At 42.1% G+C, this 22,046-nt stretch carries 17 protein-coding genes; 7 read left to right on the top strand and 10 right to left on the bottom strand.

Annotated features, from left to right (window positions below; translation table 11 throughout):
- Nucleotides 1-44: 44 nt before the first annotated feature.
- Both N482_RS05885 and N482_RS05880 read right to left on the bottom strand, forming a co-directional pair.
- Complete coding sequence (locus tag N482_RS05885; protein ID WP_063376173.1) at nt 45-1,436, bottom strand: ATP-grasp domain-containing protein; 1,392 nt, start codon at nt 1,434-1,436, stop codon at nt 45-47.
- A 4-nt stretch (nt 1,437-1,440) separates the two neighbouring features.
- The gene (locus tag N482_RS05880) at nt 1,441-2,388 is read right to left on the bottom strand and encodes an ATP-grasp domain-containing protein (RefSeq protein WP_063376172.1); all 948 of its coding nucleotides are present in this window, start codon (nt 2,386-2,388) and stop codon (nt 1,441-1,443) included.
- A 179-nt stretch (nt 2,389-2,567) separates the two neighbouring features.
- On the opposite strand from N482_RS05880, the gene N482_RS05875 reads away from it, so the two are divergent.
- On the top strand, nt 2,568-3,695 hold the full coding sequence (locus N482_RS05875) for a M20 family metallopeptidase (RefSeq protein WP_063376171.1): 1,128 nt from the start codon (nt 2,568-2,570) through the stop codon (nt 3,693-3,695).
- Between the two features lie 11 nt (nt 3,696-3,706).
- On the opposite strand, the gene mutM is transcribed toward N482_RS05875, so the two are convergent.
- Nucleotides 3,707-4,516: a bifunctional DNA-formamidopyrimidine glycosylase/DNA-(apurinic or apyrimidinic site) lyase gene (gene mutM / locus N482_RS05870; protein WP_063376170.1), complete on the bottom strand. Its 810-nt coding sequence runs from the start codon at nt 4,514-4,516 to the stop codon at nt 3,707-3,709.
- A gap of 2 nt (nt 4,517-4,518) precedes the next feature.
- Nucleotides 4,519-5,010, bottom strand: coding sequence for a hypothetical protein (locus tag N482_RS05865; protein WP_063376169.1), 492 nt, complete (start codon nt 5,008-5,010; stop codon nt 4,519-4,521).
- A 216-nt stretch (nt 5,011-5,226) separates the two neighbouring features.
- Between N482_RS05865 and N482_RS05860 the strand changes: the two genes are divergently transcribed.
- On the top strand, nt 5,227-6,147 hold the full coding sequence (locus N482_RS05860) for a manganese-dependent inorganic pyrophosphatase (protein WP_063376168.1): 921 nt from the start codon (nt 5,227-5,229) through the stop codon (nt 6,145-6,147).
- Nucleotides 6,148-6,189: 42 nt separating this feature from the next.
- Nucleotides 6,190-6,879, top strand: coding sequence for a helix-turn-helix transcriptional regulator (locus tag N482_RS05855; protein ID WP_063376167.1), 690 nt, complete (start codon nt 6,190-6,192; stop codon nt 6,877-6,879).
- A gap of 84 nt (nt 6,880-6,963) precedes the next feature.
- Here N482_RS05855 and rpmG read toward each other — a convergent pair whose 3' ends face one another.
- The 3 genes from rpmG to radC form a co-directional block, all read right to left on the bottom strand.
- Nucleotides 6,964-7,119 carry a 50S ribosomal protein L33 gene (rpmG, locus tag N482_RS05850; protein WP_005493124.1) on the bottom strand — a complete coding sequence of 52 codons (156 nt, stop codon included), beginning with the start codon at nt 7,117-7,119 and terminating at the stop codon, nt 6,964-6,966.
- 12 nt (nt 7,120-7,131) lie between these two features.
- On the bottom strand, nt 7,132-7,368 hold the full coding sequence (gene rpmB, locus N482_RS05845) for a 50S ribosomal protein L28 (RefSeq protein ID WP_023397288.1): 237 nt from the start codon (nt 7,366-7,368) through the stop codon (nt 7,132-7,134).
- A 277-nt stretch (nt 7,369-7,645) separates the two neighbouring features.
- Nucleotides 7,646-8,320, bottom strand: a complete 675-nt coding sequence (gene radC / locus N482_RS05840; RefSeq protein WP_063376166.1) for a RadC family protein — start codon at nt 8,318-8,320, stop codon at nt 7,646-7,648.
- A gap of 182 nt (nt 8,321-8,502) precedes the next feature.
- Here radC and coaBC point away from each other — a divergent pair, with 182 nt between their 5' ends.
- The 3 genes from coaBC (at nt 8,503) to N482_RS05825 (ending at nt 13,283) form a co-directional block, all read left to right on the top strand.
- On the top strand, nt 8,503-9,702 hold the full coding sequence (gene coaBC, locus N482_RS05835) for a bifunctional phosphopantothenoylcysteine decarboxylase/phosphopantothenate--cysteine ligase CoaBC (RefSeq protein WP_063376165.1): 1,200 nt from the start codon (nt 8,503-8,505) through the stop codon (nt 9,700-9,702).
- A gap of 121 nt (nt 9,703-9,823) precedes the next feature.
- Nucleotides 9,824-10,411 (top strand): nucleoid occlusion factor SlmA, encoded by a 588-nt coding sequence (gene slmA, locus N482_RS05830; RefSeq protein ID WP_063376164.1) that lies wholly within the window; start codon nt 9,824-9,826, stop codon nt 10,409-10,411.
- Nucleotides 10,412-10,529: 118 nt separating this feature from the next.
- A complete protein-coding gene (locus tag N482_RS05825; RefSeq protein WP_063376163.1) occupies nt 10,530-13,283 on the top strand; it encodes a prolyl oligopeptidase family serine peptidase in 2,754 nt (917 codons plus the stop codon).
- Between the two features lie 50 nt (nt 13,284-13,333).
- Here N482_RS05825 and N482_RS05820 read toward each other — a convergent pair whose 3' ends face one another.
- The gene (locus N482_RS05820) at nt 13,334-15,547 is read right to left on the bottom strand and encodes a YgiQ family radical SAM protein (protein ID WP_063376162.1); all 2,214 of its coding nucleotides are present in this window, start codon (nt 15,545-15,547) and stop codon (nt 13,334-13,336) included.
- Nucleotides 15,548-15,924: 377 nt separating this feature from the next.
- Between N482_RS05820 and N482_RS05815 the strand changes: the two genes are divergently transcribed.
- Nucleotides 15,925-16,176 (top strand): hypothetical protein, encoded by a 252-nt coding sequence (locus N482_RS05815; RefSeq protein ID WP_063376161.1) that lies wholly within the window; start codon nt 15,925-15,927, stop codon nt 16,174-16,176.
- A 261-nt stretch (nt 16,177-16,437) separates the two neighbouring features.
- On the opposite strand, the gene N482_RS05810 is transcribed toward N482_RS05815, so the two are convergent.
- Nucleotides 16,438-19,344, bottom strand: coding sequence for a TonB-dependent receptor domain-containing protein (locus N482_RS05810; protein ID WP_063376160.1), 2,907 nt, complete (start codon nt 19,342-19,344; stop codon nt 16,438-16,440).
- A gap of 356 nt (nt 19,345-19,700) precedes the next feature.
- The gene (locus N482_RS05805; RefSeq protein ID WP_063376159.1) at nt 19,701-21,890 is read right to left on the bottom strand and encodes an EAL domain-containing protein; all 2,190 of its coding nucleotides are present in this window, start codon (nt 21,888-21,890) and stop codon (nt 19,701-19,703) included.
- Nucleotides 21,891-22,046 lie beyond the last annotated feature (156 nt).

The following is a 22,046-nucleotide window of genomic DNA, read 5'->3' as shown; positions in this document are numbered from 1 at the left end:
TGGCGACAACTGTCAAGCTGTCGCCCAATTGGATTGACAGGTATTTAGGGGACTAACGGATATGCGCAATGTGCGCTTTGCCAGTGTTCGACTATTTTCTCAAGCTTTTTATCTTTAAGGTTTTTCACAGCACAGAGCTTTTGAGGATCTGTATTGAGTGCTTCTACAACACCATGGGCACCAAAAGTTGACATAATATCGTCGAGCATTTTTTCCCCAATACCGCGTACTCCACTCAAAATCATACGGATCTGCGCTTCATCAAATACAGGAGCTTGATAGCTATTTAAGTCGACACCTTGCTCATCTCCTGCTGGGATGAGTTGTAATGCTTTAGCAGGCATGGTCTTGGCATTGAGCACAAAATTGTCTTGTAAATTCCAAACTTCACTTGGCCACTCTTCACCAGATTTGAGCGCGGTATCAAGGATAGGGAAACTCTGCTCATCAAGCTGACTGAATAGCTCACCGGCATCTTGGCTTGGTGTATAACTTGAAAATCCAATGTGGCGCATTGTACGCAGCATACGAGAGTCAATTTTGCCAAGCTCTTCCCAATTATAAAGTGGAATATTGGGCTTTTTGAAATAGCCATCTGACAATAGCCACATAAGGTATTGACCTATCCAATCGCGGATATAAGGAAATGCAGCAAATGCAGTAGCACACTCAAGGATGCGTAATTTTCCATCTTTACCCAACGCAATATCACATGCCCAGTATTCAGCATTGGCCACTTTTGACGCTGCTGTCGCAAGCTGTAACACTGACTTAGGCACAGCCTGATAATCCATGCTACCACCTTGGCTGGTGTTCGTTAGCCACTCACCTTCGGGAGGGCGTCGCCAAAATGCACAGACCGGCTTATGACCAATGAGCATTACACGAATATCTGCCTCCATAGGCACAAAGTCTTGCACATAGACTGGGTAGTATTTTTTCTCTCCAAGTAAACTAGTGGCCTCTTCAAAACTATCCACTTTATGCACAAAATAACCGCCATAATTTGACGGGCCATATGAACGCTTAATGATTTTCGGATATTGCGCCTTGGCTAAATACTGCCGTGCTTTTTCTGGAATATAAAAAATTTCTGTGTGAGGAGCGGGCAATTTGTATTTGCGACAGAAGTGGGTCACGTTCTCTTTAGACTTATTTGAAAACTGACTATCTAAAGAAGGCAAAAAGCGTACATTGGGCAATGCACGTGCTATTTCTCTAAATGTTTCATATGCTGTCGCAGGGATGTTCCCTATCAGCACTTCTATTTTTTTTCTTTTCACCTCAGCAATAAAGCGCGCCTTATCATTACCCCAGTGATAAACCACAGTTTCAATTTTATCAGGCCAACCTTTAAAATTAGATTTATCAAAAAAACGCAGTACATAATCGAGATACAATAACCCTATTTTGGGTAGTTTGGTTTGAGTTGTCATAGACCTAAGCCACCTTGGCTGATTGAAATGAAGTTTTCTTTGCGACGGTTTTTTCGATCAAACTCACCATCGCTTGGATCTTTTTGTGATTGAACATGATCCCCAATTGTTCTTGCTCTGGCGTTACAAAAGCAGGAATTGTATTCACTTCTAGCACGACGTATTGCTCACGCTCGCGATCGTAGATCAGATCAACGCCCGCTATTTCTAGCCCTAACGTTTTCGTTGCACGCAATGCTAGCTCTACCACTTCGTCATTTGCTTCACGAACAAAAACGGTCCCACCGCTTGTCACATTGGTTTTCCAGTCATCCTTTGGCGCCTTTCTGCCATAGCATCCTACAAATTCGCCGTCGACCACATCTACACGAAAGTCAGTGTTGTCGTAATTGATAAAGCGTTCAACGTAAAAGTAGCGCAGATCCGTGCGACTCAAAAATGGCATAATCATATCTAACGCTTGCTCGCCTTCAATTTTTACAATGCCAACGCCACCCCAACCATCCGTTGGTTTGTAAACAAGCTTGCCTCCAAAATCTTGAAGTGCGGCTCTCAACCCTGCCATATCATTTTTGTGACACAAGCGATAATCGGGCGTGCAGATCCCATGACTATTGAGTAAATGGGCAGTACGAAACTTATCTTCCGCCAATGCAAATGCACGGTAGTTATTTAGAGTTGGAATGGTTTCATTCAAGGTTTCGTATAGGTACAACTGGTACTGGGTTTGCTGACCGGCGTTATAGCTCAAAAAAGCGTCTAGCCGCTCCATCGCTACCCCATTACATTCGATCCCACCGTCGCGGGCTCTGGCATCACGTAAGTTTAGGCCTGTACTGGCTAAGATCCCGCGCTCAGCAAGCGCGTGCACCATTTGTTGTTCAATTTCTTTTCCTCCGCCATTTTCGTACATCCAAATACCAACATGAGGCGCCTGCGATACGGCTGTCATAGAATTCTCCTTGGTTCTAAATTAGGTGCTTGATTTTTGAACTGCCACAACAGTTAAGAACATCTGTGTGACAGTATTTTGATCCTTTGAACGATCTCAAAACTGTTCATAAAAGCTTCACTGAACTGCAACCGAAAAACGCCACGATGTGGCCAAACCTTAGCAGGGAGAAGATTGGAATGAATCTGGACTATGCAGAATTAGCAGACTTAATACGCTGTAACTCGCACAGTAAGAACAAAGAAGGGGTGGATCAACATGGCGAACAAATGATCGCATTAATTGAGCCACTAGGATACTCACTCACACGATATCAGCGCGAGCATATTGGCGATCACCTTTTGTTTCGGTCAGCGCGCACAGGCGGCAAGCGGATCCTTCTACTGGGGCACTTAGATACGGTTTTCCCCAAAGGCACATTTACAGAATTTCATGAAGATGAATCTTATGTTTACGGGCCTGGTGTATGTGACATGAAGGGAGGAAATTGGGTTGTACTTAACGTGTTGAGAAATCTGAAAAAGCAGTTTGGTCAGTTGGCTAATGTCGATTGGTTGCTCGTTAGCGACGAGGAGATCGGCAGTGACGATAGTCAATCGTTAACTCAGAAAATTGCCAAACAATACGATGCCTGCTTTGTATTTGAGGCAGCCGGAAAAGACCATCAACTCGTCGTAGCCAGAAAAGGGATCGCCACTTACCACATTACAGTATCCGGTAAGCCTGCACACGCAGGTAATCACTACAGAGATGGCATTGATGCCAATTTTGCCATGGCCAATATGCTACTTGAAATAACATCATTGACCGACTTTAAAAGGGGCAGCACGGTAAACGTGGGTAAAGTACAAGGAGGTATAGGTGCCAATACGATTTCAGGTAAAGCAACCATGCAAGTTGAAGCGCGTTTTACCAATCAAGCAGAGCAACAGCGGTTGCTAGAAGGGATTGAAAATATCTGCATGGCAATAGAAATTACCGGGGTTAACGTGAATATTCAAGGGGGCTTGCAACGCACAGTTATGGCGCCCAGTGATGCACAACAAAACCTACTCAATACCATTAATCAGATCCTTGGCAAAGAGCAACCAATCGAACATCGTGGTGGTGTTTCTGATGCAAACACCGCAGCTTCAACAGGCACGCCTACGCTTGATGGGTTTGGTCCATATGGTGATGGTGATCACACGGCCAACGAACGTGCACTTAAATCGAGTTTTGAGTTACGCATTGAGCAAATGACTGACATCTTGTCGCAGCTTTGTTATCGCTCACAACAAGTTAAACAGCCCATCAGTCAAGCCTAATTGGCCAAAGGTCAACGCTGGCACTTTGTGCAAAATATGGTACTGCGTTGGCCTAAGCGTATTTCTTGAAGTTGAGTACCACATTGGACACAGGGCTCACCTTTACGCCCATAAACCATAAGCTCTTGAGCAAAATATCCCGGCTTACCGTCGCTTTGAGCAAAGTCTTTAAGTGTCGTACCACCTTGTAAAATTGCAGCCGCTAAAGTGTCCTTTATAATTGGAGTGAGCTTTTGGTAGCGTGCCAAAGAAATTTTACCCGCCTCGCGTTTTGGGTGAATACCCGCTTTGAACAAGGATTCATTTGCGTATATATTGCCGACACCGACCACGACATGGTTGTCCATAATAAATTGCTTAACCGCAACTTTTTTTCCTCGGCTATGGTCATAGAGATGCTTAGCATCAAACTCATCTGTCAAAGGTTCTGGGCCAAGTTTGGCAAAAACAGCATGCTGTTCATCGGGTGCTTGCCACAAGAAAGCCCCAAATCGGCGTGGGTCATTCAACCGCAATGCGAGTCCGTTATCGAAGATAATCTCTACGTGATCATGCTTTTTTAAAGGTTCTGACTTTTCAACCACGCGCAGATTTCCCGACATACCCAAATGTAGAATAGCGGATCCAACTTTGCTCTCTAATAAAAGATACTTCGCTCTTCGATGCACCGCATCAATCTTTTTACCAGATAAGAGTTGCACATCATCAGGCACAGGCCAACGTAAACTGCCATTATGTATACGTACTTCAGTAACCACTTTTTGCTTAATGTGGGGCTCAATCCCCTGTCGACTTACTTCGACTTCTGGTAATTCAGGCATAATTACACTTCTATCGGATTAAATAATTGCCGAGCTTGCTGCGGAGTTAATTGCAACCAGCGATGACTGCGCTTGGCAAATAAAACATATTCGCCATTTACTTGGTACAGCTGATAACTGAGCGGCAGCTCTTCCGCTGCTAACCAAAATGTCGCAACTGAAACTGCTTGCTCAGCATTCACCTGAGGAGGGCTTATCATCTTTAATTCACTATTTTGCCAAAGCCTAACAATTGAAACTAGCTCTTGCTCGGTATAGATCTTCCGGCTATCACTTGGCAACTCTGACTCTATACGCCACGATGTGCCAATACGCTCAATTTTAACGCCAGGATATGCTAGCGCCAGCACAAAACTTTGCTCTGGAAGCACCAGTACACTGCCCAGCTCCTCCTCTGGAGGATTCAGTTTGTGATGTAGTCCATTCAAGAAAAAGATCATAATGAGCATGGAAAATATCACCACATTATTCCATGCTTTTCTGCTCAACCCCATACAGGCTCCAATGATACTGACTTTTTTGCATTTTAGATCACCCTACTATACCTTACTCAGGGCACGACCACAGCTTCAAGCTACAAAAACCCTACGTTTTATAGCAGTATCCAAACTTATAAGACTATTTGTTAAGATCCAAAATACCGCTTTGTTACTGTATTAATGTGCTTAATTTTTGCTAAACTAGGCGGCAAAATTTTGAGGAGTCCGTCAATGGCAATGTATGTAGTGGGTCATAAAATCCCAGATTCAGATTCAATTTGTGGTGCAATTGCACTTTCTTATCTTAAAAACCAAATCGGCGAAGAGGCAATCCCAACCCGTCTAGGTAATATATCACCTGAAACACAATTTATTCTGGATCGTTTTGGCTTTGAAGCGCCAGAGCTAAAAATGAGCTATGCAGGCGAAGACGTATATATTGTTGACCATACTGAAAAAACTCAAGCACCAGATGACATTGATGAAGCTACTGTTGTTGGTGTTGTAGACCACCACAAATTGGGTGACTTAACGACTTCTACACCACTTGAGTGTTGGATCCGCCCAGTAGGCTGTAGTAATACTATTATCAAGATGATGTACGATTTCTACAGTGTTGAGATCCCTAAAGATATCGCTGGATTAATGCTAGGTGCGATTCTGTCTGATACTGTGATCTTCAAGTCTCCAACTTGTACGACAGCAGATATTAAATGCGTTGAAGTACTGGCTGAAATTGCTGGTATTAAAGACTACAAAGCATTTGGTATGGAAATGTTTAAAGTAAAATCTGCTGTTGAAGGTACACCAGCACGTGATCTCGTAATGCGTGACTTCAAAGACTTCAATATGAACGGCAACCTAGTTGGTATCGGTCAGTTGGAAGTTATCGACCTATCAGTATTCGATGAAATTAAAGCCGACCTTGAAGCTGACATTGCAAAGCTGAAAGAAGAAGGTGGCCGCCATTCAGTATTATTGCTTCTTACAGATATTATGAAAGAAGGTTCACAAATGCTGATCGCTTCTGACGATGAAGGCATCATCGAAAAAGCTTATGGTGAAGCTCCTGAGCAAAGCCGTGTATGGCTTGACGGTGTACTAAGTCGTAAAAAACAAGTAGTACCGCCGCTACAAGACGCATTCGCTTAAGCGTAAATTGAAAAGCTGGGAAGTATCCCGGCTTTATTGTTTATGTATATTCATCCTGGTATTTTCGCCGCATACACACGTATCATCGATACCAAGTCACATCAGCATCATCAAATCCAACTCACCTTACCAAATGGTAATTGTACCCTCTTGTACAAAGACGATTTGTTGACGGGGCCACACATTATCCCGAGTAATTTTTCACATAAACTCACCATGGATGAAGGCTGGATAATACTCATAGAGCCATTCTCTGATATCGGTCAACAACTTCAGAATAGTTACCAAGCATGCCACCCACAAGCTCTAGAAGAGGCTCCAAAATTAGAAAGAGATACTCCATTAGAAACGCTTATCTCGTCCCTGAAGCTGAATTACCCTGCGAACAATGCGAACCTAGACCCACGTATATCAGCGTTATTAGAGCTGCTTGATAATAACTTTAAGAATGGGATAAATATGGAAGCTTCTCACTGGCGAGCAAATAAGGTGGCCAGTCAACTGCACCTTTCGGAAAGTCGATTTCTTCACTTATTTCGAGCACAAATAGGGATAGCTTGGCGGCCTTATTTGATATGGAAGCGAATTATTTGCGCGGTTGAATATTTACAACAACAAAAAAGTATTACTGAGGCCGCTGTAAACGCAGGTTTTTCTGACTCAGCACATTTTAGTCGCAGTTTTAAAAGGCAATTTGGTATTAACCCAAAAAGCGCCTTGAAATTGATTTAAAGGGAAACTTGATGTGAATCTAAAAGAAACTAAGCAATAAAAAACCCAGCACTAAGCTGGGTTTTTTCAATCCGAAAAGCGAAATTATTTGATTTTCGCTTCTTTGAAGATCACGTGCTTACGTACTTTAGGATCGTACTTTTTGATCTCCATTTTTTCAGGCATGTTACGCTTGTTCTTGTCGGTAGTGTAGAAATAACCAGTACCAGCAGTTGAAACTAAACGGATCTTATCACGCATGATTTAAGCTCCTTATACTTTTTCGCCGCGAGCACGGATATCTACTAATACCGCGTCGATGCCTTTTTTATCGATAATACGCATACCTTTAGTAGTAGTGCGTAGAGTAACGAAACGCTTTTCGCTTTCAACCCAGAAACGGTGTGTTTGTAGGTTAGGTAGGAAACGACGCTTAGTTGCGTTGCGCGCGTGTGAACGGTTGTTACCAACAACCGGGCGCTTACCTGTAACTTGACAGACTTTAGACATGTCTATGTATCTCCAATAACTTCGCTCGAGCTTAATTTCCCCTTAGGCCTTACACTGGTGTGCCCCGGGTAAAATCAAAGGGCGCTCTTTATACAGCATCAGCAGGCAGAGATCAAGGATCTGATGATATCCTATTCAGCTCATGGGTAAATTTGATAGCGGCCAATTATAATGATCATCGGGCCATGTGGAAAGTAAAAACTGCATTTAAATTAAACTATTTTATAATTTTTAAGCACAATAAAGGCTTGCGGACCAAAAAGTGTCGATAAAAAGCTCAAAGCAAGCCCATTTTAGCGAATGAGGCACATCGATTACCCGCGACAATGATATGATCTAACACTTTGATATCTATAAGTGCTAGCGCTTTTTGTAACTTCTCAGTCAAAACTTTATCCGCATAACTCGGTTCACTCACACCGGATGGGTGATTATGAGCAAAAATAATCCCTGCGGCATTGTATTTTAATGCAGCTTTGATAACTTCCCTCGGATAAACGGATGCAGCATTGATTGTTCCGCTAAATAACACCTCATCTTTAATCAGTTGATTTTGGCTATCGAGATAAAGTGCCATAAAAACTTCGTGCTCTAGGCCCTTTAACTGAATGCTCAAATAGTCATAAACACGCTGTGGATTACCAAAGTATACTTCTCGATGGCAGCCTTCTTTTAAGTAGCGCTTACATAATTCTAGTACAGCTTGAAATTGCACATATTTTGCGTCACCTACCCCCTTTAATTGCACGAAATCATGTTGCGTGCTATTAAACAAGCGTTGTAATGAACCTCGTTGCGTAAGTAATGATTCAGCCAATTCAATGGCATTCATGCCACTTACACCCGTACGCAGAAAAATCGCTAATAACTCGGCATCACTGAGAGAGCTAGGCCCTAATGCCAGCAACTTTTCTCTTGGTCTAGATTGTTCTGGTAATGCACTCAATTGCATATTCACTCCTTGTTTTAAGCAAAAGCCAGCGGTGTTTTCTTATTTACCATGTATTGTGATAAAAAAACCGCTCATTAATACGAGTCACGGCGCAATTTATAGTTTGTGTCACAGTCAATATTTCAAAACTGACCTATGGCTATGATATCTTAGAGGCAGTTTGAGTCGTGAGAATTGTGAAGATGAACCTATCTGGCAAAAAAATAGTTGTAGGAATAAGTGGCGGTATTGCAGCCTATAAATGTGCTGAATTAGTGAGACGATTAAAAGATCAACAGTGTGAAGTCAAAGTGGTAATGACTGACTCTGCCAAACATTTTATCACTCCACTCACAATGCAAGCCGTATCTGGAGAACCTGTATCTGATTCTCTCCTCGACCCGAGCGCCGAAGCCGCTATGGGTCATATAGAATTTGCCAAATGGGCAGATTTAATACTTATTGCACCTGCGACGAGTAATATTATTGCTAAAATGGCAACAGGCATTGCAGATGACCTACTCACGACGTTGATACTAGCAACACCGGCTAAAGTCGCGATTGCACCAGCTATGAACCAACAAATGTTTGCCCACCCAGCCACACAGCGTAATCTCAAAACATTAGCCAGTGACGGAATGGCAATATGGGGACCTGGACAAGGCGAACAAGCTTGCGGTGATATCGGAAAAGGTCGAATGCTTGAGCCCAATGAGCTCGTTGAATTCTGCACATCTGCACTCAAACCATCGGTACAACCTTTATTAGGAAAAGTCGTTACCATCACGGCTGGCCCAACACGAGAAGCTTTGGACCCTGTTCGTTTTATCAGTAATCATAGCTCCGGGAAAATGGGTTATGGACTTGCAGAAGCTGCAAAAAAGCTAGGTGCAACCGTTAATTTAATTTCCGGCCCAGTAAAAATCAATGCACCAAACGGCATCAATCTCAGCCATGTAAACAGTGCCGTCGAGATGCGTGACGAAGCGCTCCGCCTTGCTACCGAATCTGACATTTTTATTGGTTGTGCTGCCGTCGCAGACTATCGCGCTGCCGATATTGCTGAACAGAAAATAAAGAAACAAGGCGATGAGATGACCTTAACACTGGTTAAAAACCCAGACATTATTGCAGAGGTTGCTTCACTCACTCGAAATCGCCCCTATACAGTTGGCTTTGCAGCAGAAACACAAAATGTTGAACAGTACGCCTTAGGTAAATTAAAAAACAAAAAACTCGATATGATTTGTGCTAATGATGTATCACAAGCGGGACTAGGCTTTAACTCAGATAACAATGCTTTAACGTTATTTTGGCATGATGAGCAAATTTCTTTGCCGACTTCTGGCAAAAAGGAGTTAGCACTCACTGTCGTCAAAGCAATTGCAAGTAAACTTGATTGAGTTGTTGTTAAAAGGCTGGAAAGAAGCTGAATAAAACATTAACATAGGTCCTTACTCAGTATGGACCTAATAAAAATACACCATACAGACCAGAATAACGATAATTATTAAAGGAAAGTTCATGCCAGCGACTAAACGCAGTAATCGCAAAGAGCAAATTCTACAATCTCTTGCGCAAATGCTTGAAACTAGCCCAGGTCAAAGAATCACCACCGCAAAGCTAGCCGCTGAAGTCGGTGTCTCTGAAGCAGCCCTATATCGCCACTTTCCGAGCAAGGCACGCATGTTTGAAGGGCTCATTGAATTTATTGAAGACACGCTACTTTCTCGTATTAACTTAATTTTAGAGAATGAAAAAGATACGCAAAGCCGTATTTATAACATTCTCGCTTTATTACTCACCTTCTCAGAAAAAAACCCAGGTATCACACGCATTCTTACGGGCGACGCCCTGCAAGGTGAGCAAGAACGTCTAAGAGAACGCGTTCAGAGCCTATTTGAAAAACTTGAGACACAGTTTAAGCAGGTGCTGAGAGAAAGAAAGCTCCGAGAGGGTAAAACCTTTAATAGTGACGAAGCTGCACTTGCTAACCTATTTTTAGCACATGTAGAAGGCAAGATGAACCAGTTTGTCCGTAGTGATTTCAAAACAAAACCAACTTCAACTTTCGCCAGCCAATGGCAAGAACTGCAAAGGATTTGGTTATAATAAAGCGGTACTATACCGTTTTTATCTGTTTTTCACTTCCACACAACGCAGCAAGATTTTGTTTATCTATTAAAAGTGTTACAAAGAAGAAACCTTAAAATACAAGAATAGATAAACCATGAAACTAGCCTACTCGCTCGTCGCAGCTGCTTTGTTTTCTGGCCAAGTAATGGCCAACAAAGCGCCATTAAAATTTGACGATGTTTTCGATTTTAAATATGCCTACTCGACACAACTTGCAGAAGACGGTAAATTTTTAGCCTTCAGTGCTAAACCTTATCGCGGAAATGCTCAAGGTCAAGTATATGATCTAATTAGTAATAAACTCATTGCCAGTGTCGAGCGTGGAACCAAAGCCTATATCAACAGAGCCTCAACTTGGGTTGCTTTTACTCAAGTTGCCTCTTTGTTGGAATTCGAAACCGCAACTAAAAAAGAACGTAAACAACTTAAAAAGAACTTAGTTTTGGTCAATACAAAAACCGGCCAACAACAAAGCTTTAACAATGTTAAAGACTATCAATTGAGTGATGATGGGCGCTGGCTAGCCTACCGCGAAGAGAGTACAAAAAAAGATACCAAAGATAAGACTAAGCAAGAAAAAGCCGCAATAAAAGCTGACAAGAAAGATAAGCCTTTGACGTTAGTCGTGCTGGATTTACAATCCCAACAGGCACAACGCTTTGACAATGTCGTCTCGTACGCGTTAAGCCCAGCAGAGTACGGCGTGTTATTTAGTCAACATGATTCAGCTACAGCCAACAATAAAGTTCAATATTTAAACTTGAATACGCAATCAGTCGATGTGCTGTTTAATGAGCCTGGTGTCACAGTGAGCGCTATTGCATGGCACCCGTACTCTAGTATCGTCGCGTTTAACTTTAGTAATTATATTAATGAAGATAAACGCCGTCGCAGTTACGAAGTCACCCTGTGGGATGCAAACACTACAAAACTCACAAAAGTGCCAAACCCCAGCGGTTGGTATAGTGCCAAGTCGGCAAAGTTAGAGTGGTCTGAGCAAGGTGAAAGGCTGTACTTTGAGAACCGTCCATTACTTGCAGACAAAGTAGAAGTACGTAAGTATAGCGATGAAACATCTTTACGTGATTTTGATACGATCCGCGAGCAATCAGGCCTTAAACTTTGGCACAACAATGATCCAGCAATAAAACCTCGTGAGCAACACACGTGGAAAAAGACCAACCGAGATCGTCAATACCAAGCCGTTTACCATATCGAATCTCAAAGAGTGGTTCAGCTAGCTGATGAAACCGTACGCGATGTCACGCTCAATACAGAAGCTGACTTTTTGCTGGGTCGCAATGAACAGCCTTATTTGAAAAAAGTAATGTATGACGGTTTCTATGCTGACTACTATGCCGTTAAGGTGAGTACAGGCGCAAAAGGCTATATTGTAAAAGACACACCAAATCGCCCAAGCCTATCACCAACGGGGCGACATGCAGCTTATTTTTTGCATGACCAATTATGGTTAAAAGATTTGCATCAACAACAAGAGCAAGTCATTAGTAAAGCAGTAAGAAGTGCTATTTTTACCGATGACAAGCACGATTACCCAGAGCCTAACCCAGGTTATGGTTTTGCTGGGTGGCAGCTAGATGGTAGCACGCTGTATGCCTACAGTAAGTTTGATATTTGGGCATTTGACACCAAAACCGGTGGGGCGAAAAGACTCACACAAGGTAAAGAAACTAACACACAATACCGCGTGATTAAGCTAGATAAAAAACAAGTTGGCTTTGCCAGTGACGAAACCTTGTTTTTATCAGCACATAACTTACAAAACAAGCAAACCCATATTGCCAAACTTAACCTCGCAACAGGAGAACTTGGCACTGCTTTAAAAGGTGAAGCACGTTTCGATTTAGTGAGAAAAGCCAAACATGCTGATAAGCTGATATTTACCAAGCAAACTTACCATCAATTTCCCGATTATTGGCAAACCAACAGCCAGTTTAATACCCCTAAAAAAATCACCCAACTCAACCCTCAAGTTGCAAATTTCGCTTGGGGACAAAAGCCTGAGCTTGTTCAATATAAAGGCTATAACGGCGAATCTTTGCAAGGTGTGCTCATAAAGCCAGCTGATTACAAGCCGGGCCAAAAACTGCCTGTGGTCATCTATTTTTACCGTTATATGAGTCAACGCATGTATGACTTCCCTAAAATGAAGTTGAACCACCGGCCTAACTTCCCAATGTTTACTTCTAATGGCTATGCCGTCTTCTTACCTGATATTCGCTTTGAAATTGGTAAACCAGGGCCTTCCTCAACACAAACACTTATTAATGCTGCACAAAAGCTGATCGACATGGGGGTTGCAGATAAAAACAAAATAGGCCTTCAAGGCCACTCCTGGGCAGGCTACCAAAGTGCATTTGCAGTAACACAAACAGATATGTTTAAAGCGGTTGTATCTGGCGCACCTGTATCAAACATGACGTCTGCATATAGTGGGATCAGACTGCGTACAGGTTTGGCTAGACAATTTCAGTATGAGTCTGGGCAGAGCCGTATTGGACAGCCGCTTACCGCTGCACCTGAGTTGTATATTGAAAACTCACCGGTATTTTTCGCAGATAAAGTAAATACACCAATCTTACTGATGTTTGGAGATAAGGATGGTGCTGTGCCTTGGCAAGAGGGTATTCAATACTACTTAGCACTGAGACGTCATGACAAAGACGCTGTTTTCTTACAGTATGAAGGTGAGCCGCACCACCTGAAGAAATTTCCTAATCAGGTAGACTTTTCGGTTCGAATGATGGAGTACTTCGACCACTACTTACGTGGCATGCCAGCTGCAGAATGGATCACGTCAGGTAAAGCACATCACCCTGAAGAGTAAATACTCATTGCTTAAAAAAGAAAACGCCGCTTATAAAAGCGGCTTTTTTATTAGTGTTGAGTTGGTTTTTTATTATTCGGCTTACGCTTGTTTTTACCTACTCTAGGCTTAGTATTCGCGTGATTAAACTGACTAAAACCAGTATGTTTGGTCAACGCCTTATTACTGCGCTTATTACTGCCTTTACTATGTCGCTCCCTACTATTTTCCTCTGGTACTAAGCATTCAGGCCCACGTCCAATTAAATGTGCTTTGCCCATCTCTTTAAGTGCCTCACGGATCATTGGCCACCCAGCAGGGTCGTGATAGCGCAAAATCGCTTTGTGTAAGCGACGCTGTCGCGCTCCTTTCGGTACAGGTACTTGCTCGTGGTTATTCTTAATATTACGCAGTGAATTCATCTCTGTATGGTAAATAGTCGTGGCATTGGCCATCGGTGACGGGTAAAAGTTTTGCACCTGATCTAATTTAAAGTCATGAACTTTTAGCCATAACGCCATATTGACCATATCTTCATCTGTGGTCCCTGGATGGGCAGATATGAAATAGGGGATTAAATACTGCTTTTTACCAGCTTCTTTAGAGTACTTATCAAATAGCTCTTTGAATTTGTCATAAGTTCCCATACCAGGCTTCATCATTTTTGATAACGGACCAGTCTCGGTATGCTCTGGCGCGATTTTTAAATACCCGCCAACATGGTGAGAAACCAACTCCTTCACATAGCGCGGATCTTCAATCGCTAAGTCATAACGTACACCTGACGCGATTAAGATTTTCTTAACTCCTTCGACATCACGCGCTTTACGATATAGTTCAATCGTGGGAGTATGATCTGTGTCCATATGCTTGCAAATGTCTGGATAAACACATGATAAACGTCGGCAGGTACTTTCTGCTTTTTTGCTTTTACAACGCAACTTGTACATGTTGGCGGTAGGTCCACCTAAATCAGAGATGACACCCGTAAAGCCCGGTACTTTGTCTCTAATTTGCTCAATTTCTTCTATGATTGACTCTTCTGAACGGCTTTGAATAATTCGCCCTTCGTGTTCGGTAATTGAACAGAAACTACAACCGCCAAAACAGCCTCGCATGATATTCACTGAGGTTTTGATCATGTCATACGCTGGAATTTTATCTTCCCCATAAACTGGATGTGGAATACGCTGATACGGCAGACCAAATACGTGATCCATCTCTTCGGTTTCAAGTGGGAATGCCGGAGGGTTAACCCATATCGAACGATCTCCATGGCGCTGAAATAATGCTCTTGCACAACCAGGGTTAGTTTCTTGATGTAATATGCGCGATGCGTGCGCGTACAAAGGCTTGTTGACGCTTACTTGCTCAAAGGCGGGGAGTTTAACATAAACTTTTTCCCACGGCTTTAAACGTGGAGGCTGGACCGTAATAGGCTTAGCTAGATCTGCTTTTAAATCAATACCCGCTTTAGCAAACTCAGATTTGCTGCACCCCATGTCATCTGCACCATAAGGGTTTGGAATTGGGTCAATTTTACCTACTTTATCAATCGCCGTTGAGTCACTACCACGCCACCCAGCCAAAGGAGATTTTCGAATAACCGCTGTGCCACGCACATCTTGAATAAACTCAACAGCTTCACCATTGGCAATACGATGTGCTACTTCGACCAAAGGTCGCTCTGCATTACCATAAATCAGAATGTCGGCTTTAGCATCAAAAATGACACTGCGGCGCACTTTTTCTTGCCAGTAGTCATAGTGGGCAATGCGGCGTAAACTGGCTTCAATACCGCCGATAATAACTGGTACATCCTTAAATGCCTCTCGACACCTTTGGCTATAAACCACAACTGCACGATCAGGGCGCTTACCGCCAATATTACCGGGAGTATATGCATCATCGTGACGCATCCGCTTTTCTGCCGTATAACGGTTTATCATTGAGTCCATATTGCCAGCAGTCACGCCAAAAAATAAATTGGGTTTGCCTAGCGACTCGAAAGCACTTTTGTCTGACCAGTCTGGTTGCGCAATAATACCCACTCGAAACCCTTGCGCTTCTAACACTCGTCCAATCACTGCCATGCCGAAACTAGGATGATCTACATAAGCATCTCCAGTGACAATGATGATATCGCAGCTATCCCAGCCAAGTGCATCCATTTCGGCACGACAAGTCGGCAAAAAAGGCGCGGGTCCGTAGCATTCGGCCCAATATTTAGGGTAAGAAAAAAGCGAACGCTCAGCTTGAAGCGGTGCAGCTTTAGAAGTGTTCATAGAGTGACGGCTCTGAGTGAAAAAGATCCAGATTATATCTCGAATGTAACGTCACTCACATAACTTTTTTCTTGGCCTCTTTTTCCAAACTTGCCTCTAACCCAATAACGAAATTTATATTCACATTCAAAGCCTAGTCAATAGATATCGTGAACAGTCTAAAACAGCGCTCTCAATCTAGCTGTGCACAACTTTGAGTACACATTTGTTTATGAACATATTAATGTAAATATCGAGGATACTTATCCTTGGTGTTTATCTGGTTGTTATAGCCCTAAAATCTAGTTATGGTAGAACAATGTCCGGATAAGATTTAGCAATAGTTCTTTTGGTCATAACTATATAAACTACAATTAAAAATATAGAAGGAATTTGGTATGAAAATAGTACCTATATCAATATTAGTAGCTCTAATGGCGGGTTGTAGCTCGACGTCTACAGATACACGGTCATCGGTCGATAGGAATTCGAACGCAAAAAGCGGACTAATTTGTGACAGAGAAGCAGTCACTGGCACCCGCTTTACAAAAAAGCGCTGCCGTACGAAGGAACAAATTGAGCGTGACGAAGATGAAGCTAAAGAAATGCTGCGTACACGAGGCACAAGTGTTGGGCAGCAAGATGGCTAACTGACCAATAATTCGGAGCTATATTTTCAGTATTATTTTAACTATAGCTCTTTCAAAATTTAACCCTCCTAAACCTTCAACTAGACATTCCTATGCCGTAGAAATCTACTTAAGGTATTCGCAAAAGTGTCATTTATGACAGCCCCAACCATTCAAACTAATCACATAACGCAAAAGTATATGTCTCTGCCTGCTCTTGATAGTGTTACGAAAAACAAAAAAACCCAGTATATAAACTGGGCTTTTTGACTATGACTCGAATTACATCGTAAATGTAAATCCAGCGAATAGGTAACGACCTAGTGCGTCATATTGACCAGGGTAAGTATTACCATTTGCGTCACCTGAAGGACCATTTGGTACTAGAGGCGGAGTTACATCAAATAAGTTCTTGATACCTGCTCTAAACGTAAGATGATCCGTCGCATTCCAAGTAGCAGCTAAATCAAAATAAGTTTTTCCATTTAAAGTAGTCGGTCCATTCACAACTGTATTATCCACTACAGTGTATTCGTCTACTTTTCCGTAATGGCGAACTGTAGCTGTGATGTTTGTATCCCAAGGTGTTGACCAAGTCGTTACTAGGTTAGCACGTACTTTTGGAGCTGGAACTTCACAAACAGCACGATCCCAGTAACCAGCACAGTCATCAGGTCTGTCACCTGGAATATTCTCGATTTCATACTTCTCTAAGTAAGTACCGATAAGAGCAAAACGCAAGTTACCCATATCGTTTAGAGAGTAGTTGTATGAAGTGTTGATATCAATACCCGAAGTCTTTACAGAACCAATGTTAGTATCTGTCGCTGTGATAGCTGATGTACCAATCCATAAGTCACCACGACCAGAGCCACGATTAATTAGGCCACATAGCTCGTCTACACCTTTCGCACATTTATCGTGAATGGTAGCAGCAGGAATACTCTGTATCGCTTTTTCTACTGTAATATCGAAGTAATCTAAAGTGATATCTAGCCCTTCAACAAATGAAGGCGAATATAATAAACCAAATGAAACAGTATCTGATTCTTCTGGCTCAAGAGCAGGGTTACCACCTTCAACTGTATTATACTGACCAGCTGGGTTGTCTAGGATAGCTGCACCATATTGACCTGCTGGAAGTCCAGTACGTTGACACTGTTCAAGTGTAAGTGTTTTACCAGGACCACACGGATCCTCATCCCAGTTGAATAAGTTCATGCCTGCTGGGCGGAATAGCTCACGTACGTTACCTGCACGTACCGCTCGCTGGTAACTTGCACGGAAACCAAAATCCTCACTAATTCTTGTATCAACCGCAAACTTGTAAGTATCCGTTTGTTTGTCAGTTGAGTAATCAGAGTAACGGTAACCTAACTCTAAAGTAACATAATCAACGTAAGACGTGTCTTCAATAACAGGAACATTTAATTCCATAAAGAATTCATCAACGTCATACTCACCAGTTACACCAGTAGTTGGGCCACCTTGACCTGCACCGTCACCACTTAGGAAGTTTTGGTCAGGACGTAATGAAATAAACTCACGGCGATGTTCAAGACCTAAAACAATACCAACACCTGTCGAAGCACCTGGTACTACAACACCGTAGTCAGTCAAATCACCTGAAACGAAACCACTGATTTGTTTATTCTTAGTTTCACCACGAGAATAAAGAGGTACAATTAGATAATCTAATTGGTCTTGAGTTATTTGATCTCTGTTAAAAATGTTCCAAGGTACACAGTTTGGATCGCTACCATCAACCACTGATTTACATACAATATTACCATCGTCATTTCTAACGGCATCTAATGAACGTGTAATACGCTGAATAGATAGGTCATTATCATATGTTTGAACATAAGCTACTTCACCAAAGTTCATGTAAGCATCATATGTCCAGTAGTCATTGATTTCACCACGTACACCAAATACAAAGCGAGTCGAAGTATGGCGTCTATCATCTTGACGAGGGCCACCTTCAACGTTACGTTTTACAGCCAACGCCGCATTGTCACCAGAGAATACATGGTCAGCACCAAAGCCTTGATCTGTACATAGCTTTTGAACTTGTTGATCAGAAAGTAGAGGGTTGTTACATGCTAGATCAATTGTTCGGAAGAATGAGCCTGATGGTGCTATCTGTGCAACTGTTCTGTTGTCCATATAACTCATTTCAGTATAAAAAGTATGGTTATCAGACAAGTCATAATGCCCTAGTAAACCAAACGTTTTTCTTTTATCTGGACGTTGGAAGTAGTTCAGCGGACCATAGTTGTACAAGGTACCATCATAGTCTTTGAAAGTGTGACCATCCATGATTAAGTTTGCATCACCAGCGATTATACGGCCTTCAGGAATAGTACCTGAACCACCACACTCACGCACGCCTTCATCATTGATATTCATAGCACAAGCACTGTAGTCACGGCTATCTTGAGTAATAGCCTCTATTTCACGGAATGTAGCGTAAGCTGTTACATTACCGCGACCATCAGCTGAGTTTGCACCGACAATAACGGTGAAGTCATCAGCTTGACCATCAGAAACGTTTGAATCAGGAAGAGCAAAACCGCTCTCATTTACAGCTCGCTGCATATCGCCATGGTCGTTATTGTGCTGATATAAGCTACCTTGGTATTCGAATTGGAAGCCTTCAAAGTCATCTTTTAAAATGAAGTTGACAACACCTGCTACCGCATCAGAACCATAGGTTGCAGATGAACCACCTGTTAGTACATCAACACGCTTAACTAAACCAGCAGGAATTTGGTTTAAGTCGGCACCGATACCACCAGCTGATGGAGAACCAGCTGGTAAACGACGACCGTTTAGTAGAACCAAAGTACGTTCAGGACCTAAGTTACGTAAATCAACCGTTGCTGTACCTGTCACACCGTTAGCTGTTCCTGATGTTTGACCTGCAAATACCGCTGGCATATCATTTAACATGTCTTCAACACGTGTGATACCCGCAACTTTAATATCTTCAGCAGTGACGGTTGTGACTGGACTAGCCCCTTCCATCGCGATACGTTTAATACGGCTTCCGGTTACTTCAATGCGTTCAACCTTGCCTTCAGCTCCGGCTTCTTCAGCGACTGCTAATTGTGAAAAACCTGTTGTTAAAATAGAACCCGCGATTAACGAGCTCTTGATCGATTGAGACAGTTTAGAGTATCTCATTGATATTTCCTTATTAAAAAATTACGTTTTTTTTATAGTACATGTGAAATATCTTCATCCCACGTTATAGAAGTTACTAATTTAGACTCGTACAGTCAACAGTATGTAAATGGGTACATTGCATATATTACTTAAAAAAGCCTGTAAACGTACAAAACAGTGCAAAATTACACTTTAAAAAAAATAAAGATTATTGCAAAAAATAAAAATATTTATATAAATCGACTTATTCAAGCGATTGCCATATAAATAAATTTATACTTTCACTGACGATTAAAAGAATAAATAGTTAAATTAAGTTGGATGGGAATATAATAAGAAGGTGCTGCGAACGCTAACACCTAAATTAATTTTTATTATTCGCTATGAGTTAAAAACTTTAAGAGCTCTTTTTCTGGCATCGGTTTAGCGAGTAAAAAACCCTGCACTTCATCACAGCCGAGATCTTTGAGTAATTGTGCTTGCTCTTGCGTTTCGACTCCTTCTGCTATTGTCTTCAGCCCTAAATGACGCCCTAGAGAAATGACCAGTTCAGCAATAGCGCCGCTGTCAGTGTCTGGTATTCCTTTCACAAAGGCTCTATCTATTTTCAAACGTGCTAAAGGCAATTGTTGAAGGTAACTCAGCGACGAAAAACCTGTGCCGAAATCATCAATCGCGACTTCAACACCAAAGGACTGTAGCTCGCCTAAGGTTTCAATTACCGTTGTTATTTCATCCATAACAACGCTTTCTGTCACCTCCAGCTCAATCTTGCTTGGGTCCACGTTATGACTAACAATGGTTTCTTTAACTTGTTCAGCGTAGTTACTTACTTTAAATTGCGGTACAGACACATTCACCGCAACACTCAGGTCTAAGTTACGCTCTGTCAATTTCTGTTGCAACTTGCAGGCTTGTTCTAAAACCCACTGCCCAATATCAACGATTAGCCCCGAGTCTTCAGCCAATGGCACAAAAATTCCAGGAGATATATAGTCGCCATTCCCAGACGGCCAACGCAGCAATGCCTCACATCCAATGACTTTGTTTGAAGACAGGCTAAATTGAGGTTGATACCACACCTCAAGTTTATTCAATTCAAAATCTTGCCTTAATTGCCGAATTAGCCCCAAACGCCAGGCCATTTTTTCTTCTAAATCTGGAGTATATCTATCAATGACTTTACGTGCTTGTTTCGCCTGATTTAACGCGATGTAAGCTAGTTTAAGCGTTTCTAAACCTAGGTAATGGAAATCGGCCTGATCACATACGCCAATATGGAAATGCATGGTTAACACGTGCTCCCCCACTTGATAGGGCACTGTAATCACATCAACAAAGCGCTGCTCATCAAAAGTATCTGCTGGTAAAAGCAAGCCAAATACATCAGCGCCTATTCGAGATAATAATTGGCAGTATGGGAACTCAAGACATAATCGCTCTTTCACCGCTAACAATAGTAAGTTACCAACTTCTTGACCCAAACCATTATTAATATCAGAGAACTGAGCAATATCGAGTAATACAAATACCAGAGAATCATTGTCCGGCTGGTAATATTTTGCAATAGAGTCTACGAAGTTTGCCCTATTTGGTAATCTGGTGAGTGTATCTTTATAAGCAACATCTCGTAATTCGTTAATCAGCTTTATATTGTCTACACCGACACTCACATTCGCTAAAAATATCTCTGCAAATTGTAATTGAGCAGCGCTAGGAGAGTGGTCCACTTCAATATAAATTGCCGCTCTGCGGCTTTTACCTTGTAATAAAAAAGTAATATCATGATCGGTGTGCTGATGAACTTCGCGGTCAAAGCAGTTTTGAACTTGCATTATCACACGGCCATTGTCCAACTGTTCAAGGCCATCACCAAAAAACTCAACATAGTTTTGCGTCCCACCAAAGATAATGACACGCGAGCTGTTTGTAATGCCTGCCACAATGCCGTTTTCTTGCGCACCTATAATCTTGGCAATCTGCTTAACAACCGCGTGGCTAAACGACACCATATCTGTATGGCCTAAGATTGCTTGTGATGCTTCTAAGATATTGGTTAGCGCCACACTTTGTTGCTCAAGCTCGCAAATTTGTTGATATGATCTGATGGCAGTCATCAGCGACGTCACAAGTTTGCCTCTGGTTAGCTCCGTTTTCATTTTGTAATCGTTTATGTCATATTCACGAATCACTTTTTCTTCAGGTGCATAACCCGGTTGACCAGTACGCAAAATAATACGTACTGCATGATTGCCGATATTCTCCCTAACTTGCTTAACTACATTAAGACCAGCATCGTCACTTTCCATAACAACATCAAGTAAGAGCACACATACATCTGGGTTATTTTGCAATGCCTCTACCGCTTCTTGACCAGAGTAAGCATGGTGGAATCGTAAAGTTCGACCCCAAAACTCCACACCAGATAAAGCCAGTTTGGTTACCGAATGGATCTCAGGGTCGTCATCCACAACCAATACATCCCAAAAGCTTGTAGCAGCTTCTTGAGCCTCATGAGACACATCTTGATCTGCAAACAAAAAATCTTCTTGCTCAGACGCCATTATCCACCTTATGCTAAATCACATCACTATCTGCAAGAGCAGCTTTCTCTATGGTTCATCTTATAAAATATGATAGATTTTTACTATCACGATCAGCATTCATTAACACCTAAGTAATATTATAGACGATGTTCAAATACTTGCGCTTGCTTCATA

Source organism: Pseudoalteromonas luteoviolacea NCIMB 1942 (assembly GCF_001625595.1).
Taxonomy (GTDB): domain Bacteria; phylum Pseudomonadota; class Gammaproteobacteria; order Enterobacterales; family Alteromonadaceae; genus Pseudoalteromonas; species Pseudoalteromonas luteoviolacea_A.
This window is presented reverse-complemented; position numbering and strand designations above follow the sequence as displayed.

Excerpts from the sequence above, each read along its gene's own strand:
- N482_RS05805 (WP_063376159.1), bottom strand. The coding sequence starts at position 21,890 with ATGGCGTCTGAGCAAGAAGATTTTTTGTTTGCAGATCAAGATGTGTCT.
- N482_RS05860 (WP_063376168.1), top strand. The coding sequence starts at position 5,227 with ATGGCAATGTATGTAGTGGGTCATAAAATCCCAGATTCAGATTCAATT.
- slmA (WP_063376164.1), top strand. The coding sequence starts at position 9,824 with ATGCCAGCGACTAAACGCAGTAATCGCAAAGAGCAAATTCTACAATCT.
- mutM (WP_063376170.1), bottom strand. The coding sequence starts at position 4,516 with ATGCCTGAATTACCAGAAGTCGAAGTAAGTCGACAGGGGATTGAGCCC.
- N482_RS05880 (WP_063376172.1), bottom strand. The coding sequence starts at position 2,388 with ATGACAGCCGTATCGCAGGCGCCTCATGTTGGTATTTGGATGTACGAA.
- N482_RS05865 (WP_063376169.1), bottom strand. The coding sequence starts at position 5,010 with ATGGGGTTGAGCAGAAAAGCATGGAATAATGTGGTGATATTTTCCATG.
- N482_RS05825 (WP_063376163.1), top strand. The coding sequence starts at position 10,530 with ATGAAACTAGCCTACTCGCTCGTCGCAGCTGCTTTGTTTTCTGGCCAA.
- rpmB (WP_023397288.1), bottom strand. The coding sequence starts at position 7,368 with ATGTCTAAAGTCTGTCAAGTTACAGGTAAGCGCCCGGTTGTTGGTAAC.
- N482_RS05875 (WP_063376171.1), top strand. The coding sequence starts at position 2,568 with ATGAATCTGGACTATGCAGAATTAGCAGACTTAATACGCTGTAACTCG.
- N482_RS05855 (WP_063376167.1), top strand. The coding sequence starts at position 6,190 with ATGTATATTCATCCTGGTATTTTCGCCGCATACACACGTATCATCGAT.
- coaBC (WP_063376165.1), top strand. The coding sequence starts at position 8,503 with ATGAACCTATCTGGCAAAAAAATAGTTGTAGGAATAAGTGGCGGTATT.
- N482_RS05820 (WP_063376162.1), bottom strand. The coding sequence starts at position 15,547 with ATGAACACTTCTAAAGCTGCACCGCTTCAAGCTGAGCGTTCGCTTTTT.
- N482_RS05815 (WP_063376161.1), top strand. The coding sequence starts at position 15,925 with ATGAAAATAGTACCTATATCAATATTAGTAGCTCTAATGGCGGGTTGT.
- N482_RS05810 (WP_063376160.1), bottom strand. The coding sequence starts at position 19,344 with ATGAGATACTCTAAACTGTCTCAATCGATCAAGAGCTCGTTAATCGCG.
- N482_RS05885 (WP_063376173.1), bottom strand. The coding sequence starts at position 1,436 with ATGACAACTCAAACCAAACTACCCAAAATAGGGTTATTGTATCTCGAT.
- radC (WP_063376166.1), bottom strand. The coding sequence starts at position 8,320 with ATGCAATTGAGTGCATTACCAGAACAATCTAGACCAAGAGAAAAGTTG.
- rpmG (WP_005493124.1), bottom strand. The coding sequence starts at position 7,119 with ATGCGTGATAAGATCCGTTTAGTTTCAACTGCTGGTACTGGTTATTTC.